Genomic DNA, 15,482 nt, shown 5'->3' on the forward strand with positions numbered 1-15,482 from the left:
TCTGACCGTCGCGCACAGGCGCCGTCGACCGGGGACCGTCCACAGGACCGGTCCGGACGACCCGCGCGAGCTCCCGGACCGGGCACGCTCGCCCGGTGCACGACGACGACCCCCTCGCCCCCGGCGGCCCTCGACGACCCGCGTCGCTGCTCGCGGCGGAGCACCCGCCCCAGCTCGTGCGGCAGGCCGCGTCCTCCGGGTCCTGGGAGCGGGTGCGTCGGGGCGTCTACCGCGAGACCGGCACGGGCAGGAGGATCGGACCCGCCGACGAGCGCGAGCTCGTGCTGGACCGGGCGACCGCGCTCCATCGCACCCTCCGCGCGGACCACGTCCTCAGCCACACCACCGCCGCCCTCGTCCACGGCCTGCGTCTGTGGACGACGCCCCGCGACGTGCACGTGGTGCAGCCCTACCGGCGGTCCGGGCGCGCGGACCCCACGGTCGCGAGGCACCTCGGACTCGTCGACGCCGTCGACCGGTGCGTCGTCGGCGGTCTGCCGGTGACGACGCCCGCCCGCACCGTCGCCGACTGCCTGCGCGCCCTGAGCCCGCTCGAGGGGCTGGTCGTCGCGGACGCGGCGCTCGCGCGGGGTCTCGCCCGCGAGGACGTCGCGGCCTGCCTCGCGCGACAGCCCCGGGCTGCCGGGGCACCTCGCGCCCGGCACGTCCTCCGGCTCGCGGACGCCGGCGCCGAGTCGGTCTGGGAGACGTGGTTGCGGTACCTCGTCCTCCGGCTCGGCCTCCCCCGCCCGTCGACGCAGGTCCCGGTCCGTACCTCGGTCGGCCGGGTCCGCGCGGACCTGGGGTGGGAGCCGTGGCGGCTGCTGCTGGAGTTCGACGGGCTGGTGAAGTACCGCACGACGGGCGACGGCCTCGCTCCCCGTGAGGACCCGGGCCGCGTCCTCGTCGCGGAGAAGCGACGGCACGAGGCGATCGAGGCGACCGGACGTCGCGTGCTGCGGTTCACCGCGCGGGACGCGCCCGACGCCGTCGGCGAACGGGTCCTGCGCTGGGTGCCGCCGGACGTCGTCGCGTCGCTGCGCCCTGACCGTCACCTTCCCCCGCTGCGCTGACCGGTCGGCACCCCGGCGGCGGTTCGGCACTCGCAGCACTCGTCGGCACCTCGAGGTGCCGACGAACGACAGGAGGTACCGAACCGTCAGCACAACCCGCGTAGCATCGGACGGATGGCCACCTCCCGGCCCGAGCGGGCTCCGACGTACAGCGAGTCGCTGCGCCAGCGCGACGACGACGCGCTGGTCGCCCTGCTCGCGGGGCGTCCCGACCTCGCCACGCCCTCCCCCTCGACGCTGCTCTCGCTCGCCGCGCGCGCGATGAACCGCACGAGCCTCGAGCGCGCGCTCGCCGGTCTCGACGAGCTGACGCTGCACGTGCTCGAGTCGGTGCTCGTGCTCGACTCGGTGGGCACGCCCGCGACGGCGGCCGCGGTCGCGCGCGCGACGGGGGTGGACCGCGCGTCGGTCACCGCGGCGCTCGCGCGCCTCGACGAGCTCGCGCTCGTGTGGTCGCCCGGCTCGCGCTCGGCCGGTTTCCGCCCGGCGCCCGGGACGGCCGAGGTGCTCGGCCCGCACCCCGCAGGCCTGGGCCCGGTCTCGGGCGACGCGCGCGACGCCCCGGCACCGTCCGCCGTCCTGCCCGACGACGCACCCCCGGGCGCGCGCGCGATCCTCGACGCGCTCGCGTGGGGGCCGCCCGTGGGCGTCGCCCCGCGCTCCGACGCGTCGGCGCGCCGGGCGACGGCCTGGCTGGTCGAGCGGGGGTACCTGCGCGCGACCGACGAGCGGCACGTCGTCCTGCCGCGCGAGGTCGGGCTCGCGCTGCGCGGCGGCCGCACCCACCGCGACGTGCGCACGACCCCGCCCGTGCCCGACCCGCGCGAGCTCCCCGCGGCGACGGTCGAGGCGGAGTCCGCGAGCGCCGGGCTGGAGGCGGTGCGCCTCGTCGCGCGCCTCGTGACGCACTGGACCGAGCACCCGCCCGGCGTCCTGCGCGCGGGCGGCCTCGGGGTGCGCGACCTGCGCCGCGCGGCCCTCGCCCTCGAGGTCGACGACGCGACGGCGGCCGCGGTCGTCGAGGTCGCCGCGGCGGCGGGCCTCGTGGCCGACGACGGCGACGACCCGCCCACGTTCGCCCCGACCCCGACGGCCGAGGACTGGCTCGACGACGACCTGGGCGACCGGTGGGCCGCGCTCGCGCGCGGGTGGTGGCGGTCGCGCCGCACGCCGTGGCTCGTCGGGAGCCGTGACGAGAGGGGCGCCCTGCGCGCCGCGCTCGACCCCGAGCTGTGGCGGCCCTGGGTCCCGCGGCTGCGTCGCTCGGTCCTCGACGTGCTCGCCCTCGCGCCCGACCGGCCGCTCGGCCCGGCCGCCGTCGTCGCGGTCCTGCGCTGGCGCACGCCGCGTGCGGTGCCGCCGGAGCAGGCCGTCGCGGGGCTGCTGCGCGAGGCCGCGCTGCTCGGCGTGACGGGCGCGGGGGCGCTCGCTCCCCCGGGCCGGGCGCTCGTCGCGGGCGACGACCCCGCGCCGTCGTCGGAGCCCGTGGACCTGGGCGTCGCGTTCGAGGCCGTGCTCCCGCCCGAGGTGGACGACCTCCTGCTCCAGGGCGACCTCACGGGCATCGTGCCGGGCCGGCCGTCGCGCACGCTCGAGCGCCTCGTGGAGGTCGCGGCCGACGTCGAGTCGCGCGGCGCCGCGACCACGGTCCGGTTCACGCCGGAGTCGGTGCTGCGCGCGCTCGACCGGGGCGCGACGGCCGACGAGCTGCTCGCCGAGCTCGCGTCGCACTCCCGCACGCCCGTGCCGCAGCCGCTGGAATACCTGGTGCGCGACACCGCGCGCCGCCACGGGCGCGTGCGGGTCGGGACGGCGTCGTCGTACGTGCGCGCCGAGGACCCGGTGCTCCTCGCGGGCATCGCGGAGGACCCCGCGCTGCGCGGCCTCGGCCTGGTGCTCCTCGCGCCGACCGTGCTCGCGTCCGGCGCACCGGCCGGGGAGCTGCAGGACGCGCTGCGGGCGCGCGGCGTGCCGTCGGTCGTGGAGGGCCCGGACGGGCGCGTGCTCGTCGCGGACCGTGCGGGCCGTCGCGACCTGCCCGACGCCGCGGGCCCGGCGCGGCGAGGACGGGCCGGGGCGGTCGTCGGGCGGCGCGGGAGCCGCGCCCGGACCGGCGTCGTCCCGGGCTCCGGGGCGCGGGTCGACGAGGCGCGGGACGGGGCCGGGCGTGGCGAGCAGCGGTTCGCCGACCTCGTCGCCCGGCTGCGCGCCGCGGACGCGCGCTCGGCGGAGCAGGCCGGGTCCCGCGCGGCCGGCGGGGCACGCGCCGACGGCGACGGGTCGCGCCGGGGCGGGGGGACGCCGTCGGGCAGGGCGGGACGCGGGGACGACGGCCCCGAGGGAACAAGCGACCCGGTGGCGGCGTTGGGGCTGCTGCGCGAGGCGATCGCGGACGGCGCCATGGTGTGGCTCGAGGTCGTCGGGTCGACGGGCGCGCCGGACCGCCGCCGCGTGCGGCCCCTCACGCTCGACGCCGGACGGCTGCGCGCGCAGGACCCGGCACGCGACGCCGAGCTCACGGTCGCGGTCCACCGCATCGCGTCCGTGACCCCGGACTGACCCCGCCCCGCCCCGGCACCACCCCCGGACCGCCACCCGACCGACCCCGGACGACCACCGGCCCGCCCGGCGACCGCCCGGACCGCACGACCCTCGGCCACCCACGGCAAGGAGAACGCATGACCGACGGACCTCTCATCGTCCAGAGCGACAAGTCGCTCCTGCTCGAGGTCGACCACCCCCGTGCCGACGACGCGCGGCGGGCCATCGCGCCGTTCGCCGAGCTCGAGCGTGCCCCCGAGCACGTCCACACGTACCGGCTCACGCCGCTCGGCCTGTGGAACGCGCGCGCGGCCGGGCACGACGCCGAGCAGGTCGTCAACACGCTCATCGAGTACTCGCGCTACCCGGTGCCGCACGCGCTGCTCATCGACGTCGCGGAGACCATGTCGCGGTACGGGCGGCTCACGCTCGCGCAGCACCCGACGCACGGGCTCGTGCTCGAGGCGACGGACCGCGCCGTCCTCGCCGAGGTGCTCAAGTCCAAGCGCACCGCGGGGCTGGTGGGCGACCGGATCGACGACACGACCGTCGTCGTGCACCCGTCCGAGCGCGGCCACCTGAAGCAGGTCCTCGTGAAGCTCGGCTGGCCCGCCGAGGACCTCGCGGGGTACGTCGACGGCGAGAAGCACGCCATCGCGCTCAGCCCGACGACGCCGCCGCGCGCCGAGGGCGAGGAGCCGAAGCCGTGGGAGATGCGCCCGTACCAGGCGCAGGCGGTGGACGGGTTCTGGCACGGCGGGAGCGGCGTGGTCGTGCTGCCGTGCGGCGCGGGCAAGACGATCGTGGGCGCGGGCGCGATGGCGAAGTCCGGGACGACGACGCTCATCCTCGTGACGAACACGGTGAGCGCGCGCCAGTGGCGCGACGAGCTCGTGCGGCGCACGACGCTCACCGAGGACGAGATCGGCGAGTACTCCGGCGCGCGCAAGGAGATCAAGCCCGTCACGATCGCGACCTACCAGGTGCTGACGACCAAGCGGAAGGGCGTGTACACGCACCTCGAGCTGCTCGACGCCCGCGACTGGGGCCTCGTCGTGTACGACGAGGTGCACCTGCTGCCTGCGCCGATCTTCCGCATGACGGCGGACCTGCAGGCGCGCCGCCGCCTCGGGCTCACCGCGACGCTCGTGCGCGAGGACGGCCGGGAGGACGAGGTGTTCTCGCTCATCGGGCCCAAGCGGTACGACGCCCCGTGGAAGGACATCGAGGCGCAGGGCTACATCGCGCCCGCGGACTGCGTCGAGGTACGCCTCACGCTGCCGGAGTCCGACCGCATGACGTACGCCGTCGCCGAGCCCGAGGACAAGTACCGGCTCGCCGCGACCGCCACCGGCAAGAACCGGGTCGTGGAGCAGATCGTCGCGCAGCACCCGGACGACCAGGTGCTCGTGATCGGCCAGTACCTCGACCAGCTCGAGGAGCTGTCGCAGCACCTCGACGCGCCGCTCATCACGGGCGCGACGACGGTCCGCGAGCGCCAGCGCCTGTTCGACGCGTTCCGCACGGGCGAGATCTCGCGGCTCGTCGTGTCGAAGGTCGCGAACTTCTCCATCGACCTGCCCGAGGCGTCCGTCGCGATCCAGGTCTCCGGGTCGTTCGGGTCGCGCCAGGAGGAGGCCCAGCGCCTCGGTCGCGTCATGCGCCCCAAGGCCGACGGCCGCACCGCCCACTTCTACGCCGTCGTCGCGCGCGACACGGTGGACCAGGACTTCGCGGCGCACCGCCAGCGGTTCCTGGCGGAGCAGGGGTACGCCTATCGCATCGTCGACGCGGAGGACCTGGGCGTCGTGCAGTGACGGGTGGGGGTCCCGCGACGCAGGAGCGCGGCACCCGCCCGACACGGAACGACGCCCAGGGCCGACCAAGAGCACCGGGACCTGGGCGTCGTGCAGTGACGGGTGGGGACCGCAGCGAAGCAAGGTACCCGCCTGGCACGGAACGACGCCCGGGTCCGACCAGGAACGCGGAAGACCTGGGCGTCGTGCAGTGACGGGTGCGGACCGCAGCGCAGCAAGGTACCCGCCCGGCACGGAACGACGCCCAGGGCCGACCAAGAACACGAAGGACCTGGGCGTCGTGCAGTGACCGAGGGCCCCGCGGCACCGATTGCGGGTCCTGGGCGGCTGGGAAAGGATCGGGCCGTGAGCACGGCCGATCGTCCCTGGCACCCCCGCGCGGCCGGGGGCCGCGGCGCCCGCGCGTTCCTCGCCCTCGTCGTCTCGACGCTCGTCGGGCTGCTGACGTGCGTCGCCCTCGTCGCCCCGGCGGGCCTCGCGCACGCCGTCCCGCCGATGGACGTGACGGACGAGATCACCGACCCGTCCGGCGTCCTCGGGGACCGCACGGACGACGTGCGCGCGGCGCTCGACCGCCTCGCCCAGGACACGGACCTGCAGCTCTTCGTCGTGTACGTGGACGACCTCGACGGCATGGACGGCGTCGACTGGGCGAACGCGACGGCGAACCAGTCGGGGCTGGGGGTCGACGACCTGCTGCTGGCCGTCGGGACGCAGGACCGGCGGTACGGGCTGTCGTACGACAACAACGTCCCGCTGTCGGACGCCGAGCTGGACCGGATCACCTCGGCCGTGGAGGACGAGCTGCGTGCCGACGACTGGGCGGGTGCGGCCATCGCGGCGGCGGAGGTGGCGCGGGGTGCGAGCCAGGGTTCGGGCGGCGTGTCGTGGTTCTGGGTCCTGCTCGTCGGCGGCGTGCTCGTGGTCGTGGTCGTGGTGGTCGCCCGCGCGGCGGGACGACGACGCCGGGCCGCGACCGCCGTCGGGCCGGCGGGCGACCCGCTCGCGGCGCTGCCCACGGCCGAGCTGGACCGCCGCGCGAGCGCGGCCCTCGTGGCGATCGACGACGCCGTGAAGACGTCCGAGCAGGAGCTCGGCTTCGCGCAGGCGCAGTTCGGGATCGAGGCGACGCAGCAGTTCTCCGCCGCTCTCGCCGAGGGCAAGCAGCGGGTCGCGGAGGCGTTCGCGCTGCGCCAGCAGCTCGACGACGACCAGCCCGAGGCGGAGCCCCAGGCGCGGCAGATGATGGCGCGCATCGTCGCCCTGTGCGACGAGGTCGCGGACTCGCTCGACGCCCAGTCCCGCACGTTCGACGAGCTGCGCGACCTGCAGGCGCGCGCGCCGCAGGTGCTGGACGAGACCGACCAGCGCGCGACCGAGGTGCTCGCCCGCGTCGAGCCCGCGCGCGCGACGCTCGAGGCGCTCGGGCGCACGTACCCGTCGACGGCGCTGGCGTCCGTCGCGCAGAACCCCGAGCAGGCGCAGGCGCTCCTCGCGGGCGCGCGCGAGTCGGTGGCGCGCGGCCGGGAGGCGCTCGCCTCGAAGGACCGGGCGACGGCGGTCGCGCTCGCCCGGGCGGCGCAGAACGCCGTCGGGCAGGCGGTGACGCTGCTCGACGCCGTCGACCGCGCGGGCACCGACCTCGCCGAGTCCGGTCCGCGCCTCGACCGGGGCGTCGCCTCGATCACGTCCGACATCGCGGACGCCGGGCGGCTCGCCCCCGGGGATCCCACGGTCGCGCCCGCGCTCGCGGAGGCGCAGGCCGCCGTGGCGGTCGCCGGGGCCGCGCGCGACGGCGGCGACCCGCTCGCCGCGCTCCGTCGCCTCACGGACGCGGAGGCTGCGCTCGACGCCGTCCTCGCCCCGTTCCGCGAGCGTGCCGAGCAGGCGGCGCGCGCGAACGCGCTGCTGCGCGAGACCCTCGCGCGCGTCGACTCGCAGGTCCGCGCGACGAACGACTTCATCGAGACCCGGCGCGGCGCCGTCGGCCCGGAGGCGCGGACCCGGCTCGCGGAGGCGATCCGGCTGCTCGGCGAGGCGCGCGCGCTCCAGCCGACCGACCCGGTCGCCGCGCTCCAGCGCGCGCAGCAGGCCGACGCGCAGGCGCAGTCCGCGGCCCAGCGCGCGCAGCAGGACGCGTCGAGCTGGCAGTCGTCGCAGGGTGGCGGGTTCGGCGGGGGTGGCGGCAGCAACGTCGGGGGCATGGTCCTCGGCGGGATCCTCCTCGACTCCATCCTCCGGGGCGGGGGCGGCGGCGGACGCTCGGGCGGGTTCGGCGGCGGCAGCTTCGGTGGCGGCTACGGGGGTGGCGGGTTCGGCGGCGGACGCTCCGGCGGACGGTCGGGCGGACGGTCGTCGGGCGGACGCTCCGGCCGCGGCGGACGCTTCTGAGCACGGGCGGCACCTGACGCCCCGCACCACGGGACGACGGCACGACGGCACGACGGCACGACGGACACGACCAGCACCAGACGGCTCACCAGAGAGGGACGACCATGGCGGAGAAGCAGAGCATCTTCGGACGGATCGCGCAGCTCGCCCGCGCGAACATCAACGCGCTCCTGGACAGCGCCGAGGACCCGCAGAAGATGCTGGACCAGCTCGTGCGCGACTACACGAACAACATCGCCGAGGCGGAGCAGGCCGTCGCGCAGACCATCGGCAACCTGCGCCTCGCCGAGCAGGACTACAACGAGGACGTCGCCACCGTCCAGGAGTGGGGCCAGAAGGCCGCGGCCGCGTCGGCGCAGGCCGACCGGTACCGCCAGCAGGGCGACGCCGCGAACGCCGACAAGTTCGACAACCTCGCGAAGATCGCCCTCGGCAAGCAGATCGCCGCCGAGAGCGAGGTCCGCCAGGCCGAGCCGCTCATCGCGTCGCAGCGCGAGTCGGTCGAGAAGCTCAAGTCCGGCCTCGCGATGATGAAGGACAAGCTCGGTCAGCTGAAGTCGAAGCGCGACTCGCTCGTGGCGCGGCAGAAGAGCGCGCAGGCGCAGCAGACCGTGCAGGGCGCGCTCAGCTCGATCAACGTGCTCGACCCGACGAGCGAGCTCTCCCGCTACGAGGAGATCGTCCGCCGCGAGGAGGCGCAGGCGCTCGGCCAGGCGGAGGTCGCCGCGTCGAGCATCGACGCCCAGTTCGCCGAGCTCGAGACGTCGGGCGAGGCCGTCGAGATCGAGGCCCGCCTCGCCGCGCTCAAGCAGGGCTCCGCGCCCGCCGCGCAGGTGTCGCCCACCCAGGTCACGCCCGCGATCGGTTCCGGGACGACCACCCAGGACGCCCCCTCGACCGACTGGTGACCTCGGTCCGGGTCAGGCGGGGACGCGTCGTCGGCTGACCCGGACCGCGGTGACGAACGACTCCGCGAGCCAGCGCCCGCCGTCGAGCAGCGCGGAGGCGTGCTCGTCGAACCCGGCAAGGGCCTCCGCGGTGTCGACGTCGTCGTAGCGGTCGCACCAGGCAGCGAAGCCGGCGCGCGACGCCTCGGGGTGGAACTGGACGCCGAGCGCGGACCCGAGGCGGAACGCCTGGTAGGGGTACATGTTCGACGACGCGAGCCAGACGGCGCCGTCCGGGAGCTCGACGATCGCGTCGCCGTGCATGCTCGTCACGCAGCGCACCGGGTCGTCGCCGGTCGCGAGCGGAGCCAGCACCGGGTCGGTGTCCGCCTCGGCACGCCAGAAGACGCGGGTCGCGCCGACCTCGCGCCCGGGCGGGGCGGCGACCGCCACCTGTCCCCCGCCCGCGACGGCGAGGAGCTGTGCGCCGAGGCAGATCCCGAGCGTCGGCACGCCCTGCGTCGCGGCGGCGACGAGGGTCTCGCGCAGGGCGGGCAGCCAGGGGGCGCGCGCGTCGTCGTACGCGGACACGTGGCCCCCGAGGACGACGAGGCCGTCGCCGAGCTCGTCGAGCCGGTCCGCGGCGGGGACGGGCTCGCCGTCGTGCGCGCGGACGACGCGGAGCTCCGCGTCGAGGAGGTCGGCGTAGGCGTCGAGCGTGACGTCCGGGGAGTTCTCGACGACCGTGAGCCGGACGGTCCCGGTCGCGGTCGTGGCGTCGGTGTCGTGCGTGGTCACGAACCCTGACGGTACCCACTCGGGGGTGGGACGACGCAAACACCCACGTCGTGGACAGTGCGGCGGGCGCACCGGGACGGAGCGCGGCGGGTCGCGCGCGGATAGGCTGACCGGCATGTCCGACCTCCAGACCTCCGACGGCCGAGCGCTGACGACGCCGCGCCGCACCTACCTCGTCGTCGACGGCGAGAACATCGACGCGACGCTCGGCATGAACGTCCTCGGCCACCGGCCCGCCCCGGAGGAGCGGCCACGCTGGGACCGCATCGTCGACTTCGCGCGCCAGGCCTGGGGCCAGGACGTCACGCCCCTGTTCTTCCTCAACGCGTCGTCGGGCCAGATGCCGATGTCGTTCGTGCAGGCCCTGCTCGCGATGGGCTACCGCCCGATCCCGCTGTCGGGGTCGAGCAACGAGAAGGTCGTCGACATCGGTATCCAGCGCATGCTGGACGCGATCGCCGGCCAGCCGGGCGACGTGCTCCTCGCGAGCCACGACGGCGACTTCCTGCCCCAGGTCGAGACGCTGCTCGACGACGAGGACCGGCGCGTGGGCGTCCTCGCGTTCCGCGAGTTCGTCAACGTGCGCCTCACCGAGCTCACGGGCCGCGGTCTCGAGATCTTCGACCTCGAGGACCACGCGGGCGCGTTCACGGCCGTGCTGCCGCGCGTGCGGATCATCCCGCTCGACGAGTTCGACCCGATGCGCTACCTCTGACCGCCCGTACCGCGGGCTCCGTCGCTCACGCGTGGAGCTCGCGGTACAGCGGCGTCGGGAACGACGCCGTCACGCCGTCGCCGCCGAGGAGCCCGGCGATCCGCTCGGCCTCGGCCGCGACGGCCCGCTCGCCGTCGGCGCCGACGTCGTCGAGGAGCCGCCACGCGGGCTCGCCGCCCGGCCGCACGACCCAGGCCCCGACGATCCGCCCTTCCCACCAGACGGTCGCGCCCGCGTTGCCGATCGTGTCGAAGACGGCGGCCTTGTGCGCACCGAGGTACCAGTCGCGCGCGGTCCAGCCCATCGTCGTCGGGTCGAGCGACGGCAGGAGCGCGACGTGGCCCTCGATCGGCACCTCGTCCGGGCCGGGCAGGTCCGTGCCCCGCAGCATGACGCCGGGGCGGGCGTCCTCGCCGCCTTGTGCACCGACCTCGACCTCCACGTCGACGACGTCGAGGCCCGCGAGCGCCGCGAGCGTGTCGCGGCGGTTCCAGCCGGTCCACCACACGAGGTCCTCGACCGTCGCGGGCCCGAACACGTCGAGCCAGGCCCGCGCCAGCGCGGTGCGCGCCGCGGCCTCGTCGAGCACGGGGATGCCGCCGGGGAACCAGTCGTCGACGGGCGACCAGACGTGCCGGTTGGAGGACCACGTGCCCCGCGGCTCGCCCCGCACGACCGCGCCCTCGGCCGACAGCAGGGCGAGGAGCTGGGAGGTCATCGTGCGGCGCACGTCCCACGTCTTGGTGGTCGTGGGCAGGAACGCCGTCCGCAGCAGCGGCGCGACCCGCGACAGGCTCGCGCCGTCGAGCGGGCCGTGCTCGGCGAGCGCCGCGTGCACCTGGGCCTCGACCGCGGCGAGGAAGGTCGCGGCGTCGTCGACGGGCGGGTCCGTGGGCAGGGTCGCGAGCTCCTTGAGCAGGCGGGTGCGCAGCCGCCGCGCGACGGCGAGGGCCGCCGCCGCGTGCACGACGGGCACCGTCTCGCGGCGCACGACGAACATCGTGCGCCGCATGGCGAGCACCTTGACGAGCGAGCGCCGCCGGAAGACGGCGTCCCGGACGTCGTCGAGCACGAGACCGGGGACCCGCGCGAGCACCGACAGGTAGACGCTCGGGGCGTCGGTCGCGTGCAGCGCGAGCAGCCGGTCGACGACGTCCTCCGGGCTCCGGGCCGCCGGCCTGCCGGGCAGGTCCGCGGCGAGCTCGAGCTGCTGCGCGACGAGCCGACGCCGCCTCTGGTCCACCGTGATCCGCACGGCGGCCATCCTGCCCCGGGCCACCCACGGGCGCCCGCCCGGGCGTCGCGCCCGGCGTCGCAGCCGGTGCCGCCGGGGTCGAGCACGTTCCCAGGCGCCTCCCAGACCGCGGGAGCACACTGGACGCATGAGCACCACCCCCGAGGCACGCCTCGTCGTCGTCGACGACGAGCCGAACATCCGCGAGCTGCTGGCCACGTCCCTGCGCTTCGCCGGGTTCGAGGTGCACGCCGCCGCGGACGGGCAGAGCGCCCTGCGGCTCGTGCGCGACGTCGAGCCCGACCTCGTCGTGCTCGACGTGATGCTCCCCGACATGGACGGGTTCACCGTGACCCGCCGCCTGCGCGAGAAGGGCCAGCACACGCCCGTCGTCTTCCTCACCGCGAAGGACGACACGCGCGACAAGGTCACGGGGCTCACCGTGGGCGGCGACGACTACGTGACGAAGCCCTTCAGCCTGGAGGAGGTCGTGGCGCGCATCCGGGCCGTGCTGCGCCGCACGCACGCCGAGCCGGTCGACGACGCGGTCCTGCGCTTCGCCGACCTCGAGATGGACGAGGACTCGCACGAGGTCCGCCGCGCCGGCGTCGACATCGACCTGTCCCCCACCGAGTTCAAGCTGCTGCGCTACCTCATGCTCAACGCGGGCCGCGTGCTGTCCAAGGCGCAGATCCTCGACCACGTGTGGCAGTACGACTGGGGCGGCGACGCGAACATCGTCGAGTCGTACATCTCCTACCTGCGCCGCAAGATCGACAACCTCACCGTGCCCGGCCCGGACGGCGAGCCCGTGACCCTCCCGCCGCTCATCCACACCAAGCGCGGCGTCGGCTACCTGCTGCGCCAGCCGCCCGCGGCGTCATGACGGCCGGCCCCGACCGCACGGCGGCCGGGTCCCCGCCGGTCCCGCCCCCTCCCCCGCCCCCCGGGGCGGTCTCGCAGCCCGGCCCCGCTCCGTCGGGCGAGCCCGCGGCGTCCGCACCCGTCCCCGACGGCCCGACGGCGGAGCGCCCTTTCGGCCGACCCGTCCCCACCGAGGGGTGGGGCTGGTTCGCGCGCGTGCCGCTGCGGGCGCGCCTCGTCGCGATCACCGTGCTCCTGCTCGCTGCCGGGCTCGGGCTGGCCTCGGTCGTGACGACGACCGTCGTGTCGAGCTACCTCGTCGAGCAGGTCGACCAGGACCTCCAGGGGTCGGCGACGACCGTCGCCCGCTCCTCGCTGCTCAGCAACCCCGAGACCGCGAGCCAGATCCCCAGCGAGTACTTCGTGCTGCTGCGGGAGTCGTCGGGTGCCGAGAGAGGCATCGGCTGGGGCGAGACCGTGTCGCGGTACGGGAAGCCGGACATCCCCGCGCTGTCCGACCAGGAGATCGAGCGCCTCGCGGGCGAGCCCTTCACGGTGCGGTCCGTGGGAGGGTCCGACCCGGCGCAGTGGCGCGTGGTCGGGAGGTTCCTCTTCGTGGACGGCCAGCAGGCCGGGACCGTCTTCGTCGCCCTGCCGCTCACGGGCATCCACGAGACGGTCGAGGTGCTCGGCCGGGCGCTCGCGCTGTCGGCGCTCGGCATCGCGCTCGTCGGGGGCGCGGTCGCCTACCTCGCGGTCCACCGCGCGCTGCGCCCGCTGCGCGAGATCGAGGAGACCGCCGCCGACATCGCCGCGGGCGACCTGTCGCGTCGCGTGCGCCCCGCGCCGCCGACGACGGAGGTCGGCTCGCTCGCGGCGTCGCTCAACGCGATGCTCACCCAGATCGAGGAGGCGTTCGCCGTCCAGGAGGCGTCCGAGGAACGGATGCGACGCTTCGTCTCGGACGCGAGCCACGAGCTGCGCACGCCGCTCGCGACGATCCGCGGCTACGGCGAGCTGTACCGCATGGGCGCGCTCGACACCCCGGACAAGGTCGACGACACGATGGGCCGCATCGAGGACTCGGCGACCCGCATGGGCACGCTCGTCAACGACCTGCTCGCCCTCGCGCGGCTCGACGAGGGCCGGCCGCTGCGTCACGAGCCGGTCGATCTTGTCTCCCTCGCGCGGGACTCCGCGCAGGATTTGCACGCGCTCGACCCCGCGCGCGACGTGCGGGTCGTCGGGCTCGCGCCGGGCGCGGACGCTCCTGCGACGCTGCGCGTCGTGGGCGACGAGGACCGGCTGCGGCAGGTGCTCGCCAACCTCGTCGGGAACGTCGCGCGCCACACGCCGTCGGGCACGCCGGTGGAGATCGCGCTCGGCGCGGCGCCCGCCCCCCGGCCCGACGACGCGCCGTCGGGCGACGGCGCGGGCGGGAGCGGCGCCCCGGCCGGCGACGCCGCGCGCGACGTCGCGGTGCTCGAGGTCCGCGACCACGGCCCGGGCGTCCCGACGACCCAACGAGGCCGCCTGTTCGAGCGGTTCTACCGGGCGGACACGTCGCGCAACCGCTCGTCCGGCGGGTCCGGGCTCGGTCTGGCGATCGTCGCCGCGATCGTCGGGGCGCACCGCGGCCGCGTGTCGGTCCGTGAGACGCCAGGCGGCGGGCTCACCGTCCGCGTGGACCTCCCGCTCGGCTCCTGACGGCCTGCACCCCACCCGACCTGCGGGTTCGCGGGCGACCGTCCGCGACGTCGCGCGGGAGCCCGCCGGGGCGTCCCGACGCGCCGCCGACGGGGGCTACGATGGCGGGTCGTCCCGCGAGACCTAGGCTGAAGACGAGGCCGCGCGGCGACGCGGGGGCCTCCGCGCCGGGCAGCACGCCCGGCGACGACGACCTCCGTCCTGCTCGTCTCCGTCGAAGAAGGCTGAAGTTCATGGGCGTCAACAGCGCCGACGCACCGCAGTGGTTCCTCTCCTCGTTCGTCCGCAGCGCCCGGGGCGCCGGGGCGACCGCCCCGGACGACGAGATCCGCGCCGTCGGGCAGGGGCTGCTCGACCGCTGGGACCAGCCGGGACGCCACTTCCACAACCTGCGCCACCTGGCCGACGTCCTGGGCCGGGTCGACGAGCTCTCGCAGGAGACGCACGACCCCGACCTCGTACGGCTCGCGGCCTGGTACCACGGCGCGATCTTCGACGCGAAGGGCGGCGCGACCTACGCCAACAAGGGCGGCGAGGACGAGACCGCGAGCGCCGCGCTCGCCGTCGCCGAGCTCACGCGGCTCGGCGTCCCCGAGCCCGCGGTGCGGCGCGTCGCGCATCTCGTCAACGCGCTCGTCCGCCACGCCCCGGACGCCTCCGACTTCGACTGCGCGGTCCTCTGCGACGCGGACCTCGCGATGCTCGCGGCCGAGCCGCAGCGCTACAAGGAGTACCTCAAGGACGTGCGCGACGAGTACGCGCACATCCCCAAGCCCGACTACGTGCGCGCGCGCATCGCGATCCTCACGAAGCTGCTCGACCGGCGCACGCTCTTCTCGAGCCCGCTCGGCGCGGCCTGGGAGGAGGCCGCGCGGCAGAACCTCGACGCGGAGCTCCAGCGCCTGCGCAAGGAGCAGGCCAAGCTCGCGGAGGCGTCGACGGCGTCCCCAGCCTCCGGCGCCTGAGCCGCCGTCCACAGGCCTGACCTCCGCCCCTCCGGACCCGGGGAGGTCCGCCTACCGTCGTCGCCACGCCCCGGTGCTCACCGGGGCGAGGGACGGCCCCCGGGCCGAGGGACGACGGAGGTTCGGATGAGCCGGTACGAGGTGGACAGCGCGCGCGTCGCGCAGGCGAGCGCCGCGGTGCACGGGTCGGTCACGGCGATCCGTGCGGAGGTCGGCGCCATGATGCGGCACCTCACGGACCTGCAGGCGTCGTGGCGCGGTGGGGCGGCGACGTCGTTCACGGGCGTCATGGCGCAGTGGCAGACGACGCAGACCCAGGTCGAGGTCGCGCTCGACGACATTACGGCCGCGCTCGGCGCCGCCGCGCAGACCTACGCCGACGCCGAGTCGCAGGCCGCGCGCCTGTTCACGGCGCGGTAGACCCCGCCCGGCCGAGACCTCGCAGCGGGCACGGCGGGCACGACGAAGGCCGCCGGCCGGGCGAACCCGG

At 76.0% G+C, this 15,482-nt stretch carries 12 protein-coding genes; 10 read left to right on the top strand and 2 right to left on the bottom strand.

Features of this window, described 5'->3' with window-relative positions; all coding sequences use genetic code 11:
* Window positions 1-95: 95 nt before the first annotated feature.
* From B9L22_RS15020 to B9L22_RS15040, 5 genes are all read left to right on the top strand, one after another.
* A complete protein-coding gene (locus tag B9L22_RS15020; protein ID WP_086150957.1) occupies window positions 96-1,073 on the top strand; it encodes a hypothetical protein in 978 nt (325 codons plus the stop codon).
* Between the two features lie 114 nt (window positions 1,074-1,187).
* The gene (locus B9L22_RS15025) at window positions 1,188-3,632 is read left to right on the top strand and encodes a helicase-associated domain-containing protein (protein WP_086150958.1); all 2,445 of its coding nucleotides are present in this window, start codon (window positions 1,188-1,190) and stop codon (window positions 3,630-3,632) included.
* A gap of 119 nt (window positions 3,633-3,751) precedes the next feature.
* Window positions 3,752-5,431, top strand: a complete 1,680-nt coding sequence (locus tag B9L22_RS15030; protein WP_076406186.1) for a DNA repair helicase XPB — start codon at window positions 3,752-3,754, stop codon at window positions 5,429-5,431.
* A 345-nt stretch (window positions 5,432-5,776) separates the two neighbouring features.
* Entirely contained in the window at window positions 5,777-7,822 is a 2,046-nt protein-coding gene (locus B9L22_RS20710; RefSeq protein ID WP_086150959.1) for a TPM domain-containing protein, read from the top strand.
* Window positions 7,823-7,926: 104 nt separating this feature from the next.
* Entirely contained in the window at window positions 7,927-8,730 is an 804-nt protein-coding gene (locus B9L22_RS15040) for a PspA/IM30 family protein (RefSeq protein ID WP_086150960.1), read from the top strand.
* 12 nt (window positions 8,731-8,742) lie between these two features.
* Here the strand turns inward: B9L22_RS15040 and B9L22_RS15045 are convergent, their stop codons facing one another.
* Entirely contained in the window at window positions 8,743-9,507 is a 765-nt protein-coding gene (locus B9L22_RS15045) for a type 1 glutamine amidotransferase (protein ID WP_233140169.1), read from the bottom strand.
* A gap of 115 nt (window positions 9,508-9,622) precedes the next feature.
* On the opposite strand from B9L22_RS15045, the gene B9L22_RS15050 reads away from it, so the two are divergent.
* Window positions 9,623-10,222, top strand: coding sequence for an NYN domain-containing protein (locus B9L22_RS15050; protein ID WP_051028098.1), 600 nt, complete (start codon window positions 9,623-9,625; stop codon window positions 10,220-10,222).
* Between the two features lie 25 nt (window positions 10,223-10,247).
* Here the strand turns inward: B9L22_RS15050 and B9L22_RS15055 are convergent, their stop codons facing one another.
* Entirely contained in the window at window positions 10,248-11,477 is a 1,230-nt protein-coding gene (locus B9L22_RS15055; protein ID WP_086151042.1) for a winged helix DNA-binding domain-containing protein, read from the bottom strand.
* A 127-nt stretch (window positions 11,478-11,604) separates the two neighbouring features.
* On the opposite strand from B9L22_RS15055, the gene B9L22_RS15060 reads away from it, so the two are divergent.
* The 4 genes from B9L22_RS15060 (at window position 11,605) to B9L22_RS15075 (ending at window position 15,412) form a co-directional block, all read left to right on the top strand.
* Entirely contained in the window at window positions 11,605-12,342 is a 738-nt protein-coding gene (locus B9L22_RS15060) for a response regulator transcription factor (protein WP_085387381.1), read from the top strand.
* Window positions 12,339-14,027: a cell wall metabolism sensor histidine kinase WalK gene (locus tag B9L22_RS15065; RefSeq protein ID WP_233140170.1), complete on the top strand. Its 1,689-nt coding sequence runs from the start codon at window positions 12,339-12,341 to the stop codon at window positions 14,025-14,027. Before B9L22_RS15060 ends, B9L22_RS15065 begins: the two co-directional genes overlap by 4 nt.
* 233 nt (window positions 14,028-14,260) lie before the next feature.
* Window positions 14,261-14,992 (top strand): hypothetical protein, encoded by a 732-nt coding sequence (locus tag B9L22_RS15070; RefSeq protein WP_061268038.1) that lies wholly within the window; start codon window positions 14,261-14,263, stop codon window positions 14,990-14,992.
* Window positions 14,993-15,118: 126 nt separating this feature from the next.
* Window positions 15,119-15,412 carry a WXG100 family type VII secretion target gene (locus B9L22_RS15075; protein WP_076406180.1) on the top strand — a complete coding sequence of 98 codons (294 nt, stop codon included), beginning with the start codon at window positions 15,119-15,121 and terminating at the stop codon, window positions 15,410-15,412.
* Window positions 15,413-15,482: the final 70 nt, after the last annotated feature.

The sequence above is a fragment of the Cellulosimicrobium sp. KWT-B genome (assembly GCF_002127155.1).
In the GTDB taxonomy this organism is placed as follows: Bacteria; Actinomycetota; Actinomycetes; order Actinomycetales; family Cellulomonadaceae; genus Cellulosimicrobium; species Cellulosimicrobium funkei.

Coding starts and splice junctions, on each gene's coding strand:
- B9L22_RS15070 (WP_061268038.1), top strand. CDS start 14,261: ATGGGCGTCAACAGCGCCGACGCACCGCAGTGGTTCCTCTCCTCGTTC.
- B9L22_RS15060 (WP_085387381.1), top strand. CDS start 11,605: ATGAGCACCACCCCCGAGGCACGCCTCGTCGTCGTCGACGACGAGCCG.
- B9L22_RS15075 (WP_076406180.1), top strand. CDS start 15,119: ATGAGCCGGTACGAGGTGGACAGCGCGCGCGTCGCGCAGGCGAGCGCC.
- B9L22_RS15040 (WP_086150960.1), top strand. CDS start 7,927: ATGGCGGAGAAGCAGAGCATCTTCGGACGGATCGCGCAGCTCGCCCGC.
- B9L22_RS15065 (WP_233140170.1), top strand. CDS start 12,339: ATGACGGCCGGCCCCGACCGCACGGCGGCCGGGTCCCCGCCGGTCCCG.
- B9L22_RS15025 (WP_086150958.1), top strand. CDS start 1,188: ATGGCCACCTCCCGGCCCGAGCGGGCTCCGACGTACAGCGAGTCGCTG.
- B9L22_RS15030 (WP_076406186.1), top strand. CDS start 3,752: ATGACCGACGGACCTCTCATCGTCCAGAGCGACAAGTCGCTCCTGCTC.
- B9L22_RS15050 (WP_051028098.1), top strand. CDS start 9,623: ATGTCCGACCTCCAGACCTCCGACGGCCGAGCGCTGACGACGCCGCGC.